This window comes from Burkholderia cepacia (assembly GCF_001718835.1).
Lineage (GTDB): Bacteria > Pseudomonadota > Gammaproteobacteria > Burkholderiales > Burkholderiaceae > Burkholderia > Burkholderia cepacia_F.
In genome coordinates, this window is record NZ_CP013443.1 from 2,902,524 (window position 1) to 2,920,533 (window position 18,010).

At 67.3% G+C, this 18,010-nt stretch carries 13 protein-coding genes and 2 pseudogenes; 11 read left to right on the forward strand and 4 right to left on the reverse strand.

Annotated elements, in window-relative coordinates; translation table 11 throughout:
• Positions 1–22 precede the first annotated feature (22 nt).
• From WT26_RS16580 to WT26_RS16595, 4 genes are all read left to right on the forward strand, one after another.
• Positions 23–664 carry an OmpA family protein gene (locus WT26_RS16580; protein WP_069273299.1) on the forward strand — a complete coding sequence of 214 codons (642 nt, stop codon included), beginning with the start codon at positions 23–25 and terminating at the stop codon, positions 662–664.
• Between the two features lie 375 nt (positions 665–1,039).
• Positions 1,040–3,217, forward strand: a complete 2,178-nt coding sequence (metG, locus tag WT26_RS16585) for a methionine--tRNA ligase (protein ID WP_069273300.1) — start codon at positions 1,040–1,042, stop codon at positions 3,215–3,217.
• A 308-nt stretch (positions 3,218–3,525) separates the two neighbouring features.
• Positions 3,526–4,659: a hypothetical protein gene (locus WT26_RS16590; RefSeq protein ID WP_069270457.1), complete on the forward strand. Its 1,134-nt coding sequence runs from the start codon at positions 3,526–3,528 to the stop codon at positions 4,657–4,659.
• The gene (locus WT26_RS16595; protein ID WP_069270458.1) at positions 4,643–5,791 is read left to right on the forward strand and encodes a DNA methyltransferase; all 1,149 of its coding nucleotides are present in this window, start codon (positions 4,643–4,645) and stop codon (positions 5,789–5,791) included. Before WT26_RS16590 ends, WT26_RS16595 begins: the two co-directional genes overlap by 17 nt.
• 34 nt (positions 5,792–5,825) lie before the next feature.
• Here the strand turns inward: WT26_RS16595 and WT26_RS39070 are convergent.
• Positions 5,826–6,031: pseudogene (locus WT26_RS39070) on the reverse strand (hypothetical protein); the annotation flags it as partial.
• A gap of 7 nt (positions 6,032–6,038) precedes the next feature.
• Here WT26_RS39070 and metG (WT26_RS35865) point away from each other — a divergent pair.
• From metG (WT26_RS35865) to WT26_RS35870, 3 genes and pseudogenes are all read left to right on the forward strand, one after another.
• Positions 6,039–6,581 (forward strand): annotated as a pseudogene (metG, locus tag WT26_RS35865) (methionine--tRNA ligase subunit beta); the annotation flags it as partial.
• A 255-nt stretch (positions 6,582–6,836) separates the two neighbouring features.
• A complete protein-coding gene (locus WT26_RS16605) occupies positions 6,837–7,319 on the forward strand; it encodes an Hcp family type VI secretion system effector (RefSeq protein ID WP_059537036.1) in 483 nt (160 codons plus the stop codon).
• Positions 7,320–7,333: 14 nt separating this feature from the next.
• Positions 7,334–7,948, forward strand: coding sequence for an N-acetylmuramoyl-L-alanine amidase (locus tag WT26_RS35870; protein ID WP_080406652.1), 615 nt, complete (start codon positions 7,334–7,336; stop codon positions 7,946–7,948).
• Between the two features lie 506 nt (positions 7,949–8,454).
• Here the strand turns inward: WT26_RS35870 and WT26_RS16610 are convergent.
• Both WT26_RS16610 and WT26_RS16615 read right to left on the reverse strand, forming a co-directional pair.
• Positions 8,455–12,489 (reverse strand): translocation/assembly module TamB domain-containing protein, encoded by a 4,035-nt coding sequence (locus tag WT26_RS16610; RefSeq protein ID WP_069273301.1) that lies wholly within the window; start codon positions 12,487–12,489, stop codon positions 8,455–8,457.
• A gap of 28 nt (positions 12,490–12,517) precedes the next feature.
• Positions 12,518–14,326: an autotransporter assembly complex protein TamA gene (locus tag WT26_RS16615; RefSeq protein WP_069273302.1), complete on the reverse strand. Its 1,809-nt coding sequence runs from the start codon at positions 14,324–14,326 to the stop codon at positions 12,518–12,520.
• Positions 14,327–14,545: 219 nt separating this feature from the next.
• Between WT26_RS16615 and WT26_RS16620 the strand changes: the two genes are divergently transcribed.
• The 4 genes from WT26_RS16620 (at position 14,546) to panD (ending at position 17,115) form a co-directional block, all read left to right on the forward strand.
• Entirely contained in the window at positions 14,546–14,734 is a 189-nt protein-coding gene (locus WT26_RS16620; RefSeq protein ID WP_006478107.1) for a DUF3460 family protein, read from the forward strand.
• A gap of 4 nt (positions 14,735–14,738) precedes the next feature.
• Entirely contained in the window at positions 14,739–15,611 is an 873-nt protein-coding gene (locus tag WT26_RS16625) for a segregation and condensation protein A (RefSeq protein WP_021164248.1), read from the forward strand.
• A 234-nt stretch (positions 15,612–15,845) separates the two neighbouring features.
• A complete protein-coding gene (gene panC / locus WT26_RS16630; protein WP_059665107.1) occupies positions 15,846–16,685 on the forward strand; it encodes a pantoate--beta-alanine ligase in 840 nt (279 codons plus the stop codon).
• 43 nt (positions 16,686–16,728) lie between these two features.
• Positions 16,729–17,115, forward strand: coding sequence for an aspartate 1-decarboxylase (gene panD, locus WT26_RS16635; protein ID WP_069273303.1), 387 nt, complete (start codon positions 16,729–16,731; stop codon positions 17,113–17,115).
• A gap of 130 nt (positions 17,116–17,245) precedes the next feature.
• Here panD and WT26_RS16640 read toward each other — a convergent pair whose 3' ends face one another.
• Positions 17,246–17,887, reverse strand: a complete 642-nt coding sequence (locus WT26_RS16640; RefSeq protein ID WP_069273304.1) for a ParA family protein — start codon at positions 17,885–17,887, stop codon at positions 17,246–17,248.
• Between the last annotated feature and the right edge of the window lie 123 nt (positions 17,888–18,010).

Consider the following 18,010-nt stretch of genomic DNA (forward strand, 5'->3'; position numbering starts at 1 on the left):
TCAACCAAGAGAGGAATCCAAGATGAACATGAAAATCGCGACCCGTCTGTCCGTCTTCGCATTGGCCGGCGCACTGCTGGCAGGCTGCGCCACGCAGCAAGGCAACAACACGGCCGTCGGTACCGGCACGGGTGCGGCGCTGGGCGCAGGCATCGGCGCGCTGGCGGGCGGCGGCAAGGGCGCGGCGATCGGCGCGGGCGTCGGCGCACTGGTCGGCGGCGTGACGGGTTACAACTGGCAGGCGATCAAGAACAAGCTCGCGCCGTCGGCAGCCAAGACGGGTACGCAGGTGACCGAGCAGCCGGACGGCTCGCTGAAGCTGAACGTGCCGAGCTCGGTGACGTTCGCGACGAACCAGTACGCGATCACGCCGGCGTTCACGCCGCTGCTGAACGACCTGGCGACGACGCTGAACCAGAACCCGCAAGTGACGGCATCGATCGTCGGCTACACGGACAGCACGGGTTCGCAGCAGCTGAACCAGACGCTGTCGCAGAACCGTGCGCAGAGCGTCGTGAACGCGCTCGAGCAGCGCGGCGTCGCCGGCGCCCGCCTGTCGGCACAGGGCATGGGCCCGTCGAACCCGATCGCGGACAACGCGACGGAAGCCGGCCGCGCACAGAACCGCCGCGTCGAAATCTACCTGCGCGCTGCGCAGCACTAAGCGCGCAGGCGGGGAATGCACGGCTCGCGTCGCCCGCACTGCCCCGCCGGACAAGGCTTCCGGCGGAGCCGGTAACAAATCGAAAAAATTTTCGAACTTCTGTCGCGGGCCGTGGTCAGTATTTACGGTACGCGGCTGGTGTTGCCGGCGCGTCACCATTCTCCTCTTGTCGTTGTTGCTCCGGGGCCGTATCCGCCCCGGTTTTTTTTGCCTGCGCAATTTGTGCTGCATCGCAACATCCGACGCCCGGGCACGCCGCTTGCGGCCCGCTGCGTCCCGCCCGCGCGGCCTGCGCCGGCCACCCGCCTGTCCGGCGCGCGCCCCTGCTAGAATCGCAGTTTCCCGTCGTTTTCCCGCCGTTCCTCTACAGACCCTATGTCCGCATCCGACCTCACTTCCGTGCAGGCTGCGGCGCCGCAAGGTGGCCGCCAGATCCTCGTTACGTCCGCACTGCCCTATGCCAACGGGCAGATCCACATCGGCCACCTGGTCGAGTACATCCAGACCGACATCTGGGTGCGGACGCTGCGAATGCATGGCCATGAGGTCTACTACATCGGCGCCGACGACACGCACGGCACGCCGGTCATGCTGCGCGCGGAGAAGGAAGGCCTGACCCCGAAGCAGCTGATCGACCGCGTGTGGACCGAGCACAAGCGCGATTTCGACAGCTTCGGCGTGTCGTTCGACAACTTCTACTCGACCGATTCGGACGAGAACCGCGTGCTGAGCGAGAAGATCTACGTCGCGCTGCAGGAAGCCGGCTTCATCGCCGAGCGCGAGATCGAGCAGGCATACGATCCCGTCAAGGAAATGTTCCTGCCGGATCGCTTCATCAAGGGCGAGTGCCCGAAGTGCCACGCGAAGGACCAGTACGGCGACAGTTGCGAAGTGTGCGGCTCGACCTACCTGCCGACCGAACTGCTGAACCCGTATTCGGTCGTGTCGGGCGCGACGCCGGTGCGCAAGACCTCGAAGCACTACTTCTTCCGCCTGTCCGATCCGCGCTGCGAAACGTTCCTGCGCGAATGGGTGAGCGGCCTCGCGCAGCCCGAAGCGACCAACAAGATGCGCGAATGGCTCGGCGACGCCGGCGAGGCCAAGCTCGCCGACTGGGACATCTCGCGCGACGCGCCGTACTTCGGCTTCGAGATCCCGGGCGCGCCCGGCAAGTATTTCTACGTGTGGCTCGACGCGCCGGTCGGCTATTACGCGAGCTTCAAGAACCTGTGCGACCGCAACGGCGTCGACTTCGACGCGTGGATCCGCCCGGGCTCGACCACCGAGCAATATCACTTCATCGGCAAGGACATCCTGTACTTCCACACGCTGTTCTGGCCCGCGATGCTCGAGTTCTCGGGCCACCGCACGCCGACCAACGTGTTCGCGCACGGCTTCCTGACGGTCGACGGCGCGAAGATGTCGAAGTCGCGCGGCACGTTCATCACCGCGCAGAGCTACATCGACACGGGCCTGAACCCCGAATGGCTGCGCTACTACTTCGCCGCGAAGCTGAACGCGACGATGGAAGACATCGACCTGAACCTCGACGATTTCCAGGCGCGCGTGAACAGCGACCTCGTCGGCAAGTACGTGAACATCGCGAGCCGCGCGGCAGGCTTCCTGATCAAGCGCTTCGACGGCCGCGTGCAGGACAGCGCGATGAACCATCCGCTCGTCGCGAAGCTGCGCGATGCGATTCCCGGGATCGCCGCGCACTACGAAGCACGCGAGTACGGCCGCGCGCTGCGCCACACGATGGAGCTCGCGGACGAAGTGAACGCGTACGTCGACGGCGCCAAGCCGTGGGATCTCGCGAAGGACCCGGCCAACGCGGTCGCGCTGCACGAAACCTGCAGCGTGAGCCTCGAATCCTTCCGCCTGCTGTCGCTCGCGCTGAAGCCGGTGATGCCGCGCGTGGCCGAGGCCGTCGAGTCGTTCTTCGGGATCGCGCCGCTCGCCTGGGCCGATGCCGCGAAGCCGCTGTCGTCGGAACAGCCGATCAAGGCGTACCAGCACCTGATGACGCGCGTCGACCCGAAGCAGATCGACGCGCTGCTCGCCGCGAACCGCGATTCGCTGGCCGGCGCGGGCGCCTCGACGGATGCGGCCGGCAGCGCGAAGGCTGCGAAAGCCGCGACGGCCGACGCCAAGGCCGCGAAGGCGAACGCGAAGCCCGCAGCGGCCGCGAACGGCGCGGACGGCACCGACGCGCCCATCTCGATCGACGATTTCGCGAAGATCGACCTGCGCATCGCGAAGATCGTCGCGTGCCAGGCCGTCGAGGGTTCGGACAAGCTGCTGCAGCTCACGCTCGACGTCGGCGAGGAAAAGACCCGCAACGTGTTCTCGGGCATCAAGTCCGCGTACCAGCCCGAGCAGCTCGTGGGCAAGCTGACGGTGATGGTCGCGAACCTCGCGCCGCGCAAGATGAAGTTCGGCCTGTCCGAAGGGATGGTGCTCGCCGCGTCGGCCACCGACGAGAAGGCGGAACCGGGTCTCTACATCCTCGAGCCGCACAGCGGCGCGAAGCCCGGCATGCGCGTGAAGTAAGCGGCGCGCGCCGCCGCTTTTGCGCGACAGCCCCGCACGATGCGTGCGGGGCTTTTTTATGTTTGAGCCGCCCGGTGCGTCCCGCGGACGGATTCCGTTACCATGTCGGCTTGCGCGGCAGCCGCTCGCGCATGCCGACGCAATATGCAGCACCGGAACCCGCCGGATTCCGAAGACCGCCGCGAGCGGTCGGCCACGGGCCGTGGCGGCGGGCTCCGCCCACAGAACAACGAAATGAAAACGCACCCGACACCTTCCCGGCCGGCCGGACGCGCGCGTCGTCCCGCATGAGCCGCGCCCGTTCCCCGATGACGATCCCGCTCGTGCCGGTCGCCGACGCGAACGGCGTTGCGCCGCTCGTCGCGCACAGCCGTGCGTTCGGCGCGCTCGCCGAACGCTTCGCGTGGCTCGCGCTGCGCGAGCCGCCCGCCGACGACAATGCCCGCTGGCACACGCACATGCTCGGCAAACGCGCGATCCGCTTCGCGCAGCCGCTGACGTTCACGCCCTACGCCGCCGCGCAGCCCTGCTCCGCGCGCTGCCGGTTCTGCTCGGAAACGCTCGTCGACGAGACCGCGTCCGGCCCGATGGCCGCGAGCCTGCGCCCGGGCGCGAACTATTTCGACCGGCTCGGCCGCGCGCTGCGGGCGCTGCGCGGCGTGCCGCTGTCGTATTCGCTGTCCGGGCTCGAGAACACCGACGATCCGGGCTGGCTGCTGTCGCTCGTCGCGACCCTCGGCGCGGCCGGCGCCGACGGCCCCGACGTCGGCGGCAGCGTGCTGTACACGAACGGCGCGGGCCTCGTCGAGCACGGCGGCGCGCTGCTGCCCGCGCTCGCGAGCTTCGGGCTGTCGTGGCTCGAATGGTCGCGCCATCACGATCGCGACGACGTGAACCAGTCGATCATGCGCTTTCGCCCCGGCCAGCCCGTGATGCGCGACGCCGCGTTCGAGACGGCGTTCGCCGCCGCGCGCGAGCGCTTCCCGGTCAAGCTCGTCTGCATCGTGCAGCGCGGCGGCGTCGAGACGCCGGCCGACGTGCTCCGTTATCTGGACCGCGCACGCGTGCTCGGCGCAAGCGCCGTGATCTTCCGCGAGTTCTCCGCGCTGCCCGACACGTACCGGCACAACGCGACGCGGCGCTACGTCGACCACGCGCGGGTCGCGATCGACGCGCTGCTGCTCGCGTGCGTCGCCGACCCCGCGTTCGCGTCCCGGTGCGAGCCGATCGCGCTGACGGGCGGCTACTACTTCTGGAACGCGCGCTGGGCGCACCGCGACGGGTTCGAGGTCGTGTTCGAGGCGTCCGACTACGGCGCGATGCGCGAGCATGAACTGCGCGACGCCGTGTACAAGCTCGTATTTCATCCGAACGGCAACCTGTGCGCGGGCTGGCAACCGACGCGCGACATCCTGTGGAGCGACGATGACCACCGTGACTAGCTGGCTGCGCCTGACCGAAGAGGCCGCCGACACCACCCTGCCCGCCGACCTGCGCGCGCGGGATTCATTCGCCGCGCGCGATTGCGGCTGGGTCGAGCAGATGGTGCCGTTCATCGGCAGCCACGCGACGCCGGGCGGCTGGATCGTCGATCCATTCTGCGGCTTCGGCACGACGCTCGTCGCCGCCGCGCAATGCAGCGCGCCGGCGCTCGGCGTCGAGGTCGATCCGGAGCGCGCGGCGTTCGCGCGCGAACGGCTCGCGCGGGCGGGCGCCGCGGCCGGCCGCCATCCGGTGCTCGCGGGCGACCTGTCGACCGCCGCGACGCAAGCCGCCGCGCGCGACGCCGGCGGCCCGTTCACGCTGTGCCTGACGAGCGTGCCGTATTTCGGCTGCGACGAGCTGCCCGGCAAGGCGGCCGACGGGCAGCTGTACGGCGTCGCGCACTACGCGCCGTATCTGGAACGGATGCGCAACGTATTCGCGGGCGTGCACGCGCTGCTCGAACCGGGCGGCTGGTGCATTGCGATGGCGCAGAACCTGCGCGTCGGCGGCCGGTTCGTGCCGCTCGCGTGGGATGTCGCGCGGCTGCTCGGCGAACGCTTCGTGCTGCACGAGGAACGCGTGCTGATCTACGAACGCGCGGGCGGCCCGGCGCCGCATGGCGACGGCGCGACCGATCGCACGCATGAGTACGCGCTCGTGTGCCGCAAGGCGCCGCTTGCGAGCGACGCCGACGCCGCCCGTGCGCTCGTCGCCGCGCTGACGCGCGACGGCTTCGCGTTCGCCGTGATCGGCGGCTTCGCGCGCCGGTTCGCGGCCGAAGCGGGCCATGTCGATGGCGACGCCGACGACGACACCGATACGCCGCTGAACGACGTCGACCTCGTGGTGCCGCCCGACGACGCGGGCGTGTCGCGGCTGCTGCAATGGCTGGAAGCCGACGGCTTTTCGCTGGAATCGTGGAATGCGCGGATCACGCCGCCTGTCGCGGCCGCCGCGCTGCGCTACCGTCGCTACTTCCGCGCGCGGCGGGTCGATGCGCGCGGCCGGCTGTTGCAGGTCGACGTCACGGTCGCCGACTCGCAGGAAGGATACGCCGCGTGCGCGACGGCAGGCGCGAACGACCGTTGAGCCGGTTGCGCGCGCGACGCGACGCGCGCCACCGTCACCGCTGGCCGAACCACCGGTCGAAGCGCCGCGTGTAGTGCCGCCGTACGCAGACGCCCACCAGAAGCGCGTCAGGTTGATCGTCCCCTTGAACGCGTTGGCCGCCGATTGCAGCCCCTGCTCGTAGCCGAGCACGAAGCGCTCGTTGATCGCCTTCGAGATCTGCACGACCTGTGGATCGGTCAGGCCGACATCGCTGCGGCCGAAATAGATCGACGCGCTGCTCGCCGCGAACCGCGATTCGCTGGCCGGCGCGGGCGCCTCGACGGATGCGGCCGGCAGCGCGAAGGCTGCGAAAGCCGCGACGGCCGACGCCAAGGCCGCGAAGGCGAACGCGAAGCCCGCAGCGGCCGCGAACGGCGCGGACGGCACCGACGCGCCCATTTCGATCGACGATTTCGCGAAGATCGACCTGCGCATCGCGAAGATCGTCGCGTGCCAGGCGGTCGAAGGCTCGGACAAGCTGCTGCAGCTCACGCTCGACGTCGGCGAGGAGAAGACCCGCAACGTGTTCTCCGGGATCAAGTCCGCGTACCAGCCCGAGCAGCTCGTGGGCAAGCTGACGGTGATGGTCGCGAACCTCGCGCCGCGCAAGATGAAGTTCGGCCTGTCCGAAGGGATGGTGCTCGCGGCGTCGGCAACCGACGAGAAGGCCGAGCCGGGCCTCTACATCCTCGAACCGCACAGCGGCGCGAAGCCCGGCATGCGCGCGAAGTATGCGGCGCGCTGCCTGCGCGACAACCCTCGCACGTAGATAGCGTGGTTTTTTTATGCCTGCGCCACGCCGTTGTCGATGCTGACGTTGCGAGCGCCAATGACATCTACCGCACGCTGCTCCCCGTTTGCAACGACCTACGAGATTACCCCCCCGACGCCAACGCAACAATCCGTCAAAACGATACATGTCCTATGGATTAAATGCACCAGGATGAGTAATTTTTCACACGAGAGCACTTTGAGCAGCAGGCAGGTGCTTTCGATTTCTCAATAATCCGATAGGAGAAATAAGATGGCGCAGGATATTTTCTTGAAGCTCACGGGTATCGAGGGCGAATCGACCGATCGCAGTCATTCGAATGAAATTGAGGTCCTGACGTGGACGTGGTCGGTAAGTCAGCAATCCAATATGCACATGGGAAGCGGTGGTGGCGCAGGCAGATGCACCGTTGACGATCTAGCGTTCGAGCACTACATCGATCGCGCCACACCGAATCTGATTCAGTATTGCTTGACAGGCAAGCCTCTCGACAGCGCTGTGCTGGTGATGCGTAAAGCTGGCGGCAAACCACTCGAATACCTGAAGATCACGATGGAGGACGTGCTCGTCACCGGAGTCAAACCAGTTAGCAACCCCAACATGCGGGTCCCGCGCGAAGAAGTTCGATTGTCCTTCTCCCGTGTGAAGCAAGAATATGTGATTCAGAACGCCCAGGGCGGCAGCGCCGGAACAGTGGCCATGGGTTACGACATTAAAGCCAACAAGACCATCTAACAACGGGACATATCATGCTATTCATTTCAAAACAAGGTCACGTCGATGCGGAGCGCATCCAGGTCAATATTTTTTCAGAAATTGAACGAAGCCCAATGAGCAAGGTTAATGGAATCGTCGTTCATCAAACAGACAGCCCAACTGCAGAAAGCACCTTCAATAGCTACAGGAAAAAAGGCGCCAATGGTGCGCACTTCCTAATCGACAAAGACGGAACAATCTATCAAACAGCTTCACTACTCAAAAGAACCAATCACGTCGGAAAACTCAAATCTCGCTGCATTATTACACACGAATGCCCTACCGCAGAATTGAAGATAGCAACCGGAATGGAAAACAAATATACAAAACTATCAATTCACGAGCACAAAAAAATATGGCCGAATCGCTACCCATCGAACAACGACTCGATTGGCATTGAATTGGTTGGAGAGACACACGACAAAGACATACCCGGCACAAACAGGAAGGAGAAAGTGTATGAAAGCGTCACGGAAAAGCAAAATTCATCCCTGCAATGGCTAATCAAAGAGTTAACCGAAACTCTTTATATTTCACCCCATGAAATTTATCGCCACCCTCAGCTATCTTACAAAACACCGACAGAAGCAGCCACCGCAAAATGGTAAATTCCAGGTCAGCCAAACTCTTGCTCCCACTTGTTTTCCTCACACTACAAACAACAGCCCAAGCAAGAACCGTGAGTACAGTGACGATCGATGAAACAGGATTAAATCTTGACACCAAGGACTCCAATTTGACGGAAAGCTGCAAGAAATTTAAACCAACGATCAACCAAGTCAGGCATTATTTCGAAAAAGCATATCCTGTTGAGAGTCATATAATTACGACCGAACGCTACTCACCCTGCTACGCAACCGGGACAATTACATTCAGCGACAATAGCGCCGGCAAATTCCAACTATATTCAGGAGGCACTTCCACACTATTTTGGTCCAGAGGGGGAGCAGTCAATTTGCTATATAAAAAAAATAAGTGGCACGATCCCTTTGCTTGCAACTACGGCCTTGGCGACGAGCAAGAATGCTGAGCCAGGCTCTTGAGGCCCCCGGTGCCCACCTCGTGCAGAACGCCAGGAGTCGTCCCCGGCGCTCTGTCATGCCTCCCCCCGCCGTCACCGGCCCCCGAACCACCGGTCGAAACGCCGCGTGTAGTTCAGGTCGACGCCCTGGAACGTGCCGCCGTACGCGGACACCGACCAGAAGCGCGTCAGGTTGATCGTCGCCTTGAACGCGTTGCTCGCCGATTGAAGCCCCTGCTCGAAGCCGAGCACGAACCGCTCGTTGATCGCCTTCGACACCAGCACGACCTGCGGATCGGTCAGGCCGACCTCGCTGCGGCCGACCGACACCTCGTCGAGACCGAAGGTCTGCGCGACGCGCTTGCCGGTCACGCTGCCGAGCAGCCCGAGCGCCGCCGTCATCGTGCCCTGCTGGCCGACGTTGTTGCCCTGGTCGGTGCCGTGCCCGAACAGCAGCCACGACAGCTTTTCGTTGTCCGTGACGTTCGGTTCCGACACCAGCTTGACCGTCAGCGACTGGATCGTGCCCGTGACCTGCACGCCTGCCTCGACTTCCTGGTTGCGCCGCATCGCGAGGATGTTGACGCCCGGGTTCGACACGGGGCCGTTGAACGTGAAGAAGCCGTTCTCGATCGCGAGCTTGCGGCCGAACGACGTATACGTCGAGCCTTCGGTCACGCGCACGTTGCCGACCGCGCGCAGCGGCACGCCCGGCGCGCTCATCACGGTGATCGTGCCGCGCAGCCCGAGATCCGCGCCGTGCCCCTTGAAGCGGAAGTTGTTGCCGAGGCCGATGTCGATGTTCGCGCGCGGCGCGAGCGACGGCGCCGGCTTGTCCTCGACCGGTTTCGGCTTGGCGACCGCGGTGCCCGTCGGCGTCTCGCCGCGCACCGTGCCGTCCGGCTGAACGATTACCACGTCGTCGGACAGGTGCGGCGCCGACTCCTCGGGCAGGTCGAACAGCGCGCGGTCGACGACGAACTTGCCGTCGATCGACAGCGCACCGCGCGGCCCGTCGTTCGCGACGGTGGCCTTGCCCGACAGCGACAGCTTCCGGTCCGGCGCCGCGAACAGCTCGAGCTTGTCCGCGACGATGCTCGCGGTCAGGTCGGGCGCTTCGCCGTCGAGACGCACGCGGCCGAGTGCGCGCAGCGTGCCGTCGCCGCCGTGGAACTCGACCTGCTGGAATTCGACGAGGTTTTCCGACAGCTTGATACGCACGATGCCGTCCTTCAGCTGCACGCCCTGGTCGACGAGCGTCGCGGACAGGTCGTCGCCCGTCAGCATCCCCGACAGGTTCGGCTTCACCGGCGTGCCCGCGACGGTCAGCTTCAGCGCCGCGCGCCCGCCGAGCAGGTAGCTCGGCCCGAACAGGTTGCCGGTCGTCTTCAGCGCCGGGACGTCGACGTCGATGCGGCCCGACAGCGGGCCGTCGTCGGCCACGCCGAACATGCCGTCGCGCAGCGCGAACGGCACGATGACGTTCGCGTCGAGCGTGCCGATCCGGTTCGCCTTCGCGAGCGCCGTCACGTTGAGCCGGTTGCCGGGCGTGAAGCTCGCGCGCGCGGACAGGTCGGTCAGCCCCAGCGACGCGATACCGCGCCCGCTCTCGATCGTCACGTCGCCGCCGCGACGCTTCACCTGCACATGGCCGGTCGAGTTCGCGCCGAGCGAGAAATCCCAGTCGGCGTCGAGCACGACGTCGGTTCGCACCGGCGGCCGCTGGCCCGTCAGCTCCTGGCGGATCTCGAGGAAACGCGCGACCGACACGCCGCTCACGGTGCCCGCCGAGCGCATCTGGCCGTGATCGAACACGAACGACTTCAGGTCGATCGCCGCGCCCTCGAGCGTGAGCCGCGTCGCGCCGAGCGTCACGCGGCCGGCGCCGGCCGACACCGTCAGCGGCGACTGCAGCGCAATGGCCGGCGTGCCGCGGTTCGCGAGACGCGTCACGGTGCCGTCCCAGCGCATCCCGTCGCGGCTCTCGACCACGCCGCCGTTCGCCGCGAGCGTCACGTCGATCACGCGGCCGCCGGCCGTCCCGAGCGCCGACGCGTCGAGCGTGTGCTTCGCGCGCGTGCCGTCGAGGTTCGCGCGCAGCGATTTCAGCTTCAGCGAGCCCAGCGCGAGGTCGGTCGCGTCGGCCGTGAACACGAGTGCGCCGTGCGCGCCGTCGCGGATGTCCGCGCGGCCCTGCGCGGCACCGATCCGGTTCGAGCCGACGACGACGTGCTCGGCCTTGTAGGTGGCCGTCACGTTCGGGTGCGAGAAGCTGCCGGTCAGGTCGCCCTGCGCTTGCACGAGCCCTTCGACGCCGAAGCCGAGCCGGTCGAGCTGCGGCGCGTCGACGACGAAGCGCAGCCGGTCGCCGGGCGCCCCGAAGCTGCCGCGCAGGTCGACATGGTTGCCCGCGATCGACAGGGTCGCGTTGCTCGGCAGGATCCGCGAGCCGGCGAGCTGCACGACGCCGGCGCCGGTCAGCGGCACGCCGTCGTACAGGCTGTCGCCGAGCTTGAAGGTCGCCTTCGTCGACACCTGCGGCGCGAACGCGCCCGACGCCGTCAGCGTGCCCGACACGCGCGTCTCGCCGCGCTTGGGCGGCGCCTTGGCCGCCTTGGCGGGCGCCTTGCCGCCGCCGGCCTTCGGCGCGCTCTGCGCGGCGAGCAGCAGCGGATCGAACGCCGTCAGCGTCGCCTTCGCGTCGTAGCTGGAATGCGCATCGTGGCGGAACACGCCCGTCAGGTCGATGCGGCCCTTGCCCGCCGTCACGCGCGCATCGGTGAGCACGGTCTGCTGCGGCGTCAGCGCGACCTTCGCGCGTGCGCCGAGCGCGAGCTTCGGATCGTTCAGGTCGAAGTCGACGGTCGTCACGTCGCCCGCGAGCGTCACGCCGAGCGGGCCGCCCAGGCGCATCGGCCGCAGCTCGGCGACGAAGGCGTTCAGGTCGAGGTTCGCGACCTTCAGGTCGAAGCGGCCCTTGCCGCCCGTCAGCGTGCCGTTGCCCGTCACGCTGCCGTCGCGGATCAGCTTCAGCGCGAGCGCGTCGATCCGCTGCGCGTGCGCGTCGAGATGCACGTTCGCGTGCGCGTCGATCACCGGCAACAGGTGATCGCCGAGCGTGCCGGGCTTCGCGTTGACGATCGACACCGGGCCCGTCACCGCGAACCCGTTTGCGGGCGCCGAGCCGGCCGGCGCGGTCACGGGTGCGAGTTCCGCGCGCACCGCGAGATCGGCGGCCGGCGCGCCGGGCGCGAGCGCCTGCGGGTTCACGTGATCGAACGCCAGCGACGCGCGCGTGAGCGGCACCGCGCCGAACGGCGCGGCCTCGACGTGCGCGCGCCCGTTCAGCTTCATCCCGCTCGCGTCGACTTCGGCGACGAGCGCCTCGAGCGAGCCCGACACGCGGGCGCGCGCATCGACCGGCTCGTCGGACAGCTTGCCCGCGTAAGTGGCCTCCCCCGTCAGCGCGAACGGCTTCACGCCGTCGAGTTTCGCGCGCGCGGTCAGCGCACCGTACGGCGTATCGACGCCGTCGAGCACGAGTTCATGGTGACGGCCGTCGCTGCGGCCGTTCAGCGCGAGATGGTCGAGCTGCGTCGTCGAGCCGCCGTCGTGGATGGCCAGGCGATCGACGCGCAGGTCGCCGATCCGCAACTGCAGCGGCAGGCTCAGGTCCTGCGGCGTCGTACTCGGTGTCGACGGCCCCGGCGCGATCCGTACGTCGATCGTGCCTGCGCGGAGGTAGTCGACCGTCAAGCGCAGCGGCGCGCGGGTCAACGCCCAGCGGCCGTCGAGACGGTCGATCCGCACCTCCGTGCCCGTGCCGTCCGGGCTCGTCCACGCGAACGACTTCACGCGCACGCCGGTCGCGAGCGAGCCGCCGTCGAGCGTGCCCGCGAGCCGCGTGCCGAGCACGCGCTCCGCCGCCTGCCACGCGAGCCGCGTGCCGTGCTCGGTCGTCGCCGCGGCCAGCACGAGCCCGACGGCCAGCACGACGAGCAGCACGACGCCGGCCAGCGTCCACGCGACGCCGCGCACGAGCCGCGACCGACGCGGCGCGTCCTCGGGCGCTCGCTCGGGCGAGTCCGGATCGTGGGGCGGCGGCGTGTCGTGGGCGTCCTTCGTCATGCGGTGCGTGATGGATGAATCGGTTGGGTCAGAAAGCGATGCCGAGCGTCAGGTACGGGCGCACGCTATGGTTGCGCAGCCCGTACGCGACGTCGACGTTGATCGGGCCGACGGGGCTGCGCCAGCGCGCGCCGACGCCGACACCCGGGTAGAACACGCGTTCGCCCCACGCATCGGTGGCCGTGCCGATGTCGAAGAACGTCGCGGCGCCCCAGTCGCGGTTGAACCAGTGCTGGTACTCGGCGGTGCCCGTCATCAGGTACTTGGTCGGCAGGACCGAGCCGTCGACGCTGTTGCCGATGCTCTGGTAGCCGTAGCCGCGCACCGAGTTCGAGCCGCCCGCGCGGAACAGCAGCGACGCCGGCACGCCGGTCGAGCTGCCGCCCGTGAACACGCCGCCGAGCTCCGCGCGGAACACGAACAGGTCGCGCTTGCCGACCGGCAGGTACTGCTGGCCGCGCGCGTAGCCGCGGATGAAGGTCTGGTCGGTCAGCACGCCCTTGACCGCGAAGCCGGCCTCGGCGTGGATCAGGTTGCCCGAACGCGGGAACAGCGGATCGTCGACGTTGCGGCGCGTCCATGCCCATTGCGGCACGAGCGCGCGGCTCGTGGTCGGCCCCGCGCCGTTCTGGTCGAGCCGGTCCTGGTAGTACATCAGCGAATACGAATAGTCGATGAACTGGCCCGTGCGCGTGCGCTGCACGCCGACCCGCGCGCTGTAGATGCGCGTATCCGACACGTTGGTGTTCGTGTACGACGCGAGCACGCTGTTGGTCCACCCCTTCTCGCCCGGCGGCATCGACAGCTGGACCTGCCCGTATTGCTGGATCTGGTCGAGCCGGCCCGACACGGTCAGCGGCCACGCGGCGCCGAACGTGTCGAGATACGTGTAGGAGCCCTGCACATGCGGCCCGGTGTCGGTCGCAAAGCCGACGCCGCCGCGGATGTTGTTGTACGGAAACTCGCTGACCTTCACGTGCACGGGCGTGCGCTCGGGCTTCGCCGTATCGTCGCCGACGTCGATCGCGACGCTCGCGTAGTACGGCGTGTTCTGCAACTGCCGCTGCAATTCGGTGATCCGCTGCACGTCGTAGATCTCGCCTTCCGACAGCGGATTGACGTTCGTGACGATCTTCTCCGGATAGCGCCGCACACCGTCGACGTCGACCTTGCCGATCGTAAACGTCGGGCCGCTGTCGAACGTGACCGCGAGCGTCGCCCGCTGCGTGCGCGGGTCGATGCGCGCCTCCGACGACGCGATCTTCGCGCCGAGATAACGACGCGACTGCAGTTGCCTGAGCGCCGCGCCCTTCGCGCCGTCCCAGTCGGACTGCGTGAACGGATCGCCCGGCTTCAGCGAAAACGCGAAACGGGTCGCGGCTTCCTGCTTCGGGTCCTCGGTGCCGACGGGCCCCTTGAAGATCAGGTCGACGCTCGACACGACGGTCTGCTTGCCCGGATCGACCGCGATGCGCACGTCGCGCTTGCCGTCGCGCGTGCGCACGTCGGTGCGCACGACCGGCGAGAAATACCCGGCCGTCGCGGTCAGGTCGCGCACCTGCTGCGGGGTGGCCGTCACGAGGAAGTCGAACTGGTCGTCGCTGATGTCGTCGCGCTTCGCGAAGCGCGCGATGTCGAGGTGCGTCTTGAGCAGCTTGCGAACCGAGCGCGGCGCGTCGATGTCGACGTCGTACTTCGCCCAGGCGGGCAGTGCGGCGAGCGCGGCCAGGCAGCCGGCGAGGATGCGCGCGGCACGGGCCGCGCCGGCGTCGCCGCGTCGGGCGCCCCGCGCGGCGTCATGCGCCGTGTTTCGTTGCTGGTGTGCCTGCCCCGCCAAATATGACCTCGCCCTCAATGATGTGAATTGTTCGAAAACCCGTATTTGACCACACGGACGTCGCCGCCCCCGCCCGCGCGCCGCTTTGATGCTTGCGCGCAACGGCGCGATGCCCGCGCGTTCGACGCGCGATTGCCGCCGGCCGTTCCCGCGATGCGGTAAAATCCCGCCATCGTGAATCCGGCGCATCGTGCGCCGCCCGAAACGGAAGACCCAGCCATGCCGTACCAGTCCGATGTCACGCAGTTCCTGAACCAGCTCAAGCAACAGAAGCCGACGCTCGAGGAAGAGCAGCGCAAGGGCCGTTCCCTGCTGTGGGACAAGCAGCCGATCGACCTCGAAGAGCGCGCCGAGCAGCAGGAATCGCGCGTGAAGCAAACGTCGTACGTCTACTACCAGAACTTCTGACGACGTGAGCGCCGCCGACGAGGCCAGCGCCGCCCGGCAGGACGACGCGATCGCCGCGCCCGCGGGCGCCGATTCGACGCCCGACACGGTCGACGGTGTCGCGGCATTCGCTCGCCTGTACGGCGAGCCGCTGTTCAAGCTGCCGCAGGATCTCTACATCCCGCCCGATGCGCTCGAGGTGTTCCTCGAGACCTTCGAAGGCCCGCTCGACCTGCTGCTCTACCTGATCCGCAAGCAGAACTTCAACGTGCTCGACATCCCGATGGCGCAGGTCACCGCGCAATACCTGGGCTACGTCGACCAGATCCGCACGTCGAACCTCGAACTCGCGGCCGAGTACCTGCTGATGGCCGCGATGCTGATCGAGATCAAGTCGCGGATGCTGCTGCCGGTCAAGAAGGCCGACACCGGCGAGGAAGCCGAGGATCCGCGCGCCGAACTCGTGCGCCGCCTGCTCGAATACGAGCAGATGAAGCTGGCCGCGCAGCGGCTCGACCAGTTGCCGCAGCTCGGCCGCGACTTCCTGCGTGCCGAGGTCTACATCGAGCAGAGCGTCACGCCGCGCTTCCCCGACGTGAATTCGGACGACCTGCGCGCCGCGTGGGCCGACGTGCTCAAGCGCGCGAAGCTCGTCCAGCACCACAAGATCTCCCGCGAGGAGCTGTCGGTGCGGGAGCACATGAGCCTGATCCTGCGCCGGCTGCAGAACGCGCGCTTCATGGAATTCGCCGAGCTGTTCGACACGTCGCGCGGCGTGCCGGTCGTCGTCGTGAATTTCATCGCGATGCTCGAACTCGCGCGCGAATCGCTCCTCGAGATCACGCAGGCCGAGCCTTTCGCGCCGATCTACGTGCGCCTCGCTTACCTGCCCGCCTGAACCGCACCGCCGGGCGGCGCGCCGGACCCGGCCCGCCCGCGCGGCCGCATTCCTGATAAAAGTGAACGATCGTCCTTTTTTCGATGCGTTTGGCGGCCAAATCCTCTACAATCCGCCGACGCCCGATGCGCCGCCCGCGCGCGGATGCCGCGGATACTACTTTTTGCCGCTTCGACCCCGACGCCGCTGCTGCGGCGCCAACGCGCGCATGCGCGAGGAAACCGCTACCCGATCATGAAAGTCATCAGCTCGATCCAGGAACTGCGCGACCAGTTGCGTGGACAGAACCGCACGGCGTTCGTGCCGACGATGGGCAACCTGCACGAAGGGCACCTGTCGCTGATGCGCCTCGCGCGCCAGCACGGCGACCCGGTCGTGGCGAGCATCTTCGTCAACCGGCTGCAATTCGGCCCGAACGAGGATTTCGACAAGTACCCGCGCACGCTCCAGGACGATATCGAGAAGCTGCAGCAGGAAAACGTCTACGTGCTGTTCGCGCCGACCGAGCGCGACATGTACCCGGAACCGCAGGAATACCGCGTGCTGCCGCCGGACGACCTCGGCGGGATTCTCGAGGGTGAGTTCCGGCCCGGCTTCTTCGCCGGCGTGTGCACGGTCGTCACGAAGCTGATGTCCTGCGTGCAGCCGCGCGTCGCCGTGTTCGGCAAGAAGGATTACCAGCAGTTGATGATCGTGCGCCGGATGTGCCAGCAGCTCGCGCTGCCGGTCGAGATCGTCGCGGCCGAAACCGTGCGCGACGCGGACGGCCTCGCGCTGTCGTCGCGCAACCGCTACCTGACGACCGACGAGCGCAAGGAAGCGCCCGAACTCGCGAAAACGCTGCAGCGCGTGCGCGACAGCGTGCTCGGCGGCGAACGCGACCTCGGCAGGCTCGAGCAGCACGCGCGCACGCACCTGGCCGAGCGCGGCTGGGCGCCCGACTACATCGCGATCCGCCGACGCGCGAACCTGATCGCGCCGAGCGCCGCCGAACTCGAAGCCGGCGAACCGCTCGTCGTGCTCGCGGCCGCGAAGCTCGGCGCGACGCGCCTGATCGACAACCTGGAAATCTGACGGCCGCCCGCCCGCGCCTATCACGACGCATCACGGAGACACCATGCAGCGCCACATGCTCAAATCGAAGATCCACCGCGCGGCCGTCACGCACTGCGAGCTGCACTACGAAGGCTCGTGCGCGATCGACGAAGACCTGCTCGAAGCGGCGGGTATCATCGAAAACGAACGGATCGACATCTGGAACATCAACAACGGCGAGCGCTTCTCGACGTACGCGATCAAGGGCGAGCGCGGCAGCGGAATGATCTCGCTGAACGGCTCGGCCGCGCGCCGCGCGCAGCTCGGGGACCTCGTGATCATCGCGGCATTCGCGATGGTCGACGAAGCCGAGATTCAGGCCGGCTGGAGGCCGAAGCTCGTGTTCATCGACGACGGCAACAAGATCAAGGGTCACCGCGATCACGTGCCGACGCAGAACTGGACCTGAGCCGGAGCGCCGCGTCAGGCGGCGCCCAATGCAAAGAAGGGCCGGATTCCGTCCAGCACGGAATCCGGCCCTTGTCACGTGCGCGCGGCGCGCCGGCGGTTGCCGCCGGCGGCCGATCCGCGCCGCACCATCATGCGCCCTTCGACGCCTTGCGCTCCGCCCATTCGACGATCGGCCGCCACTGTTCGAGATCCTTCTCGACCCGGCTCTTCGCGACGTCCCACAGCGTGAGGCCGTGCGCGGCGATCTGCACGTAGTTCTGCGTGTCGCGCACATAGCCGAGCACCGGCAGGCCGAGCCCTTCGACGAACCGGTGCAGCTGGTCCGACGAGCGCGTGCGCGCATCGACCCGCATCCCGACGATCCCGACCTCGACGCTGCCCTTGCGCACGGCCTTTTCGTTCGCGAGCCGTTCGAGAAAGTGCTGGGTCGCGAGGATGTCGAACATCGACGGCTGCAGCGGCACGATCACCTTGTCGGCCAGTTGCAGCGCGACATTGAGCCGGTTGCCGTGCAGCCCGGCCGGTGTATCGATCACCGCATATTCGAGGCCGCGCGGCGGCTTCGTCGGCGCGTCCGGATCGAGTTCCCATGCCTCGATTGCCGGCAGTCCGGCCGGCCGCAGGTCGAGCCACGCATGCGCGGACTGCTGCCGGTCCAGGTCGGCAAGCGCGACCCACGCGCCCTGCGCCGCGAAATAGCCGGCAAGATTGGTGGACAGCGTGCTCTTCCCCACGCCGCCCTTCGGATTCGCCACCACGATCACCGTCATGAATTCCCCCGAAAAAGCCGCGCGGCGCCCGCCGCAGGGCAGGCGCCGCTCGATTGCGGATACAGGGAGCGATGATATCGGCAAACGGGGTGTCACCGGAACCGGCGGCATCGATGCCGCCCG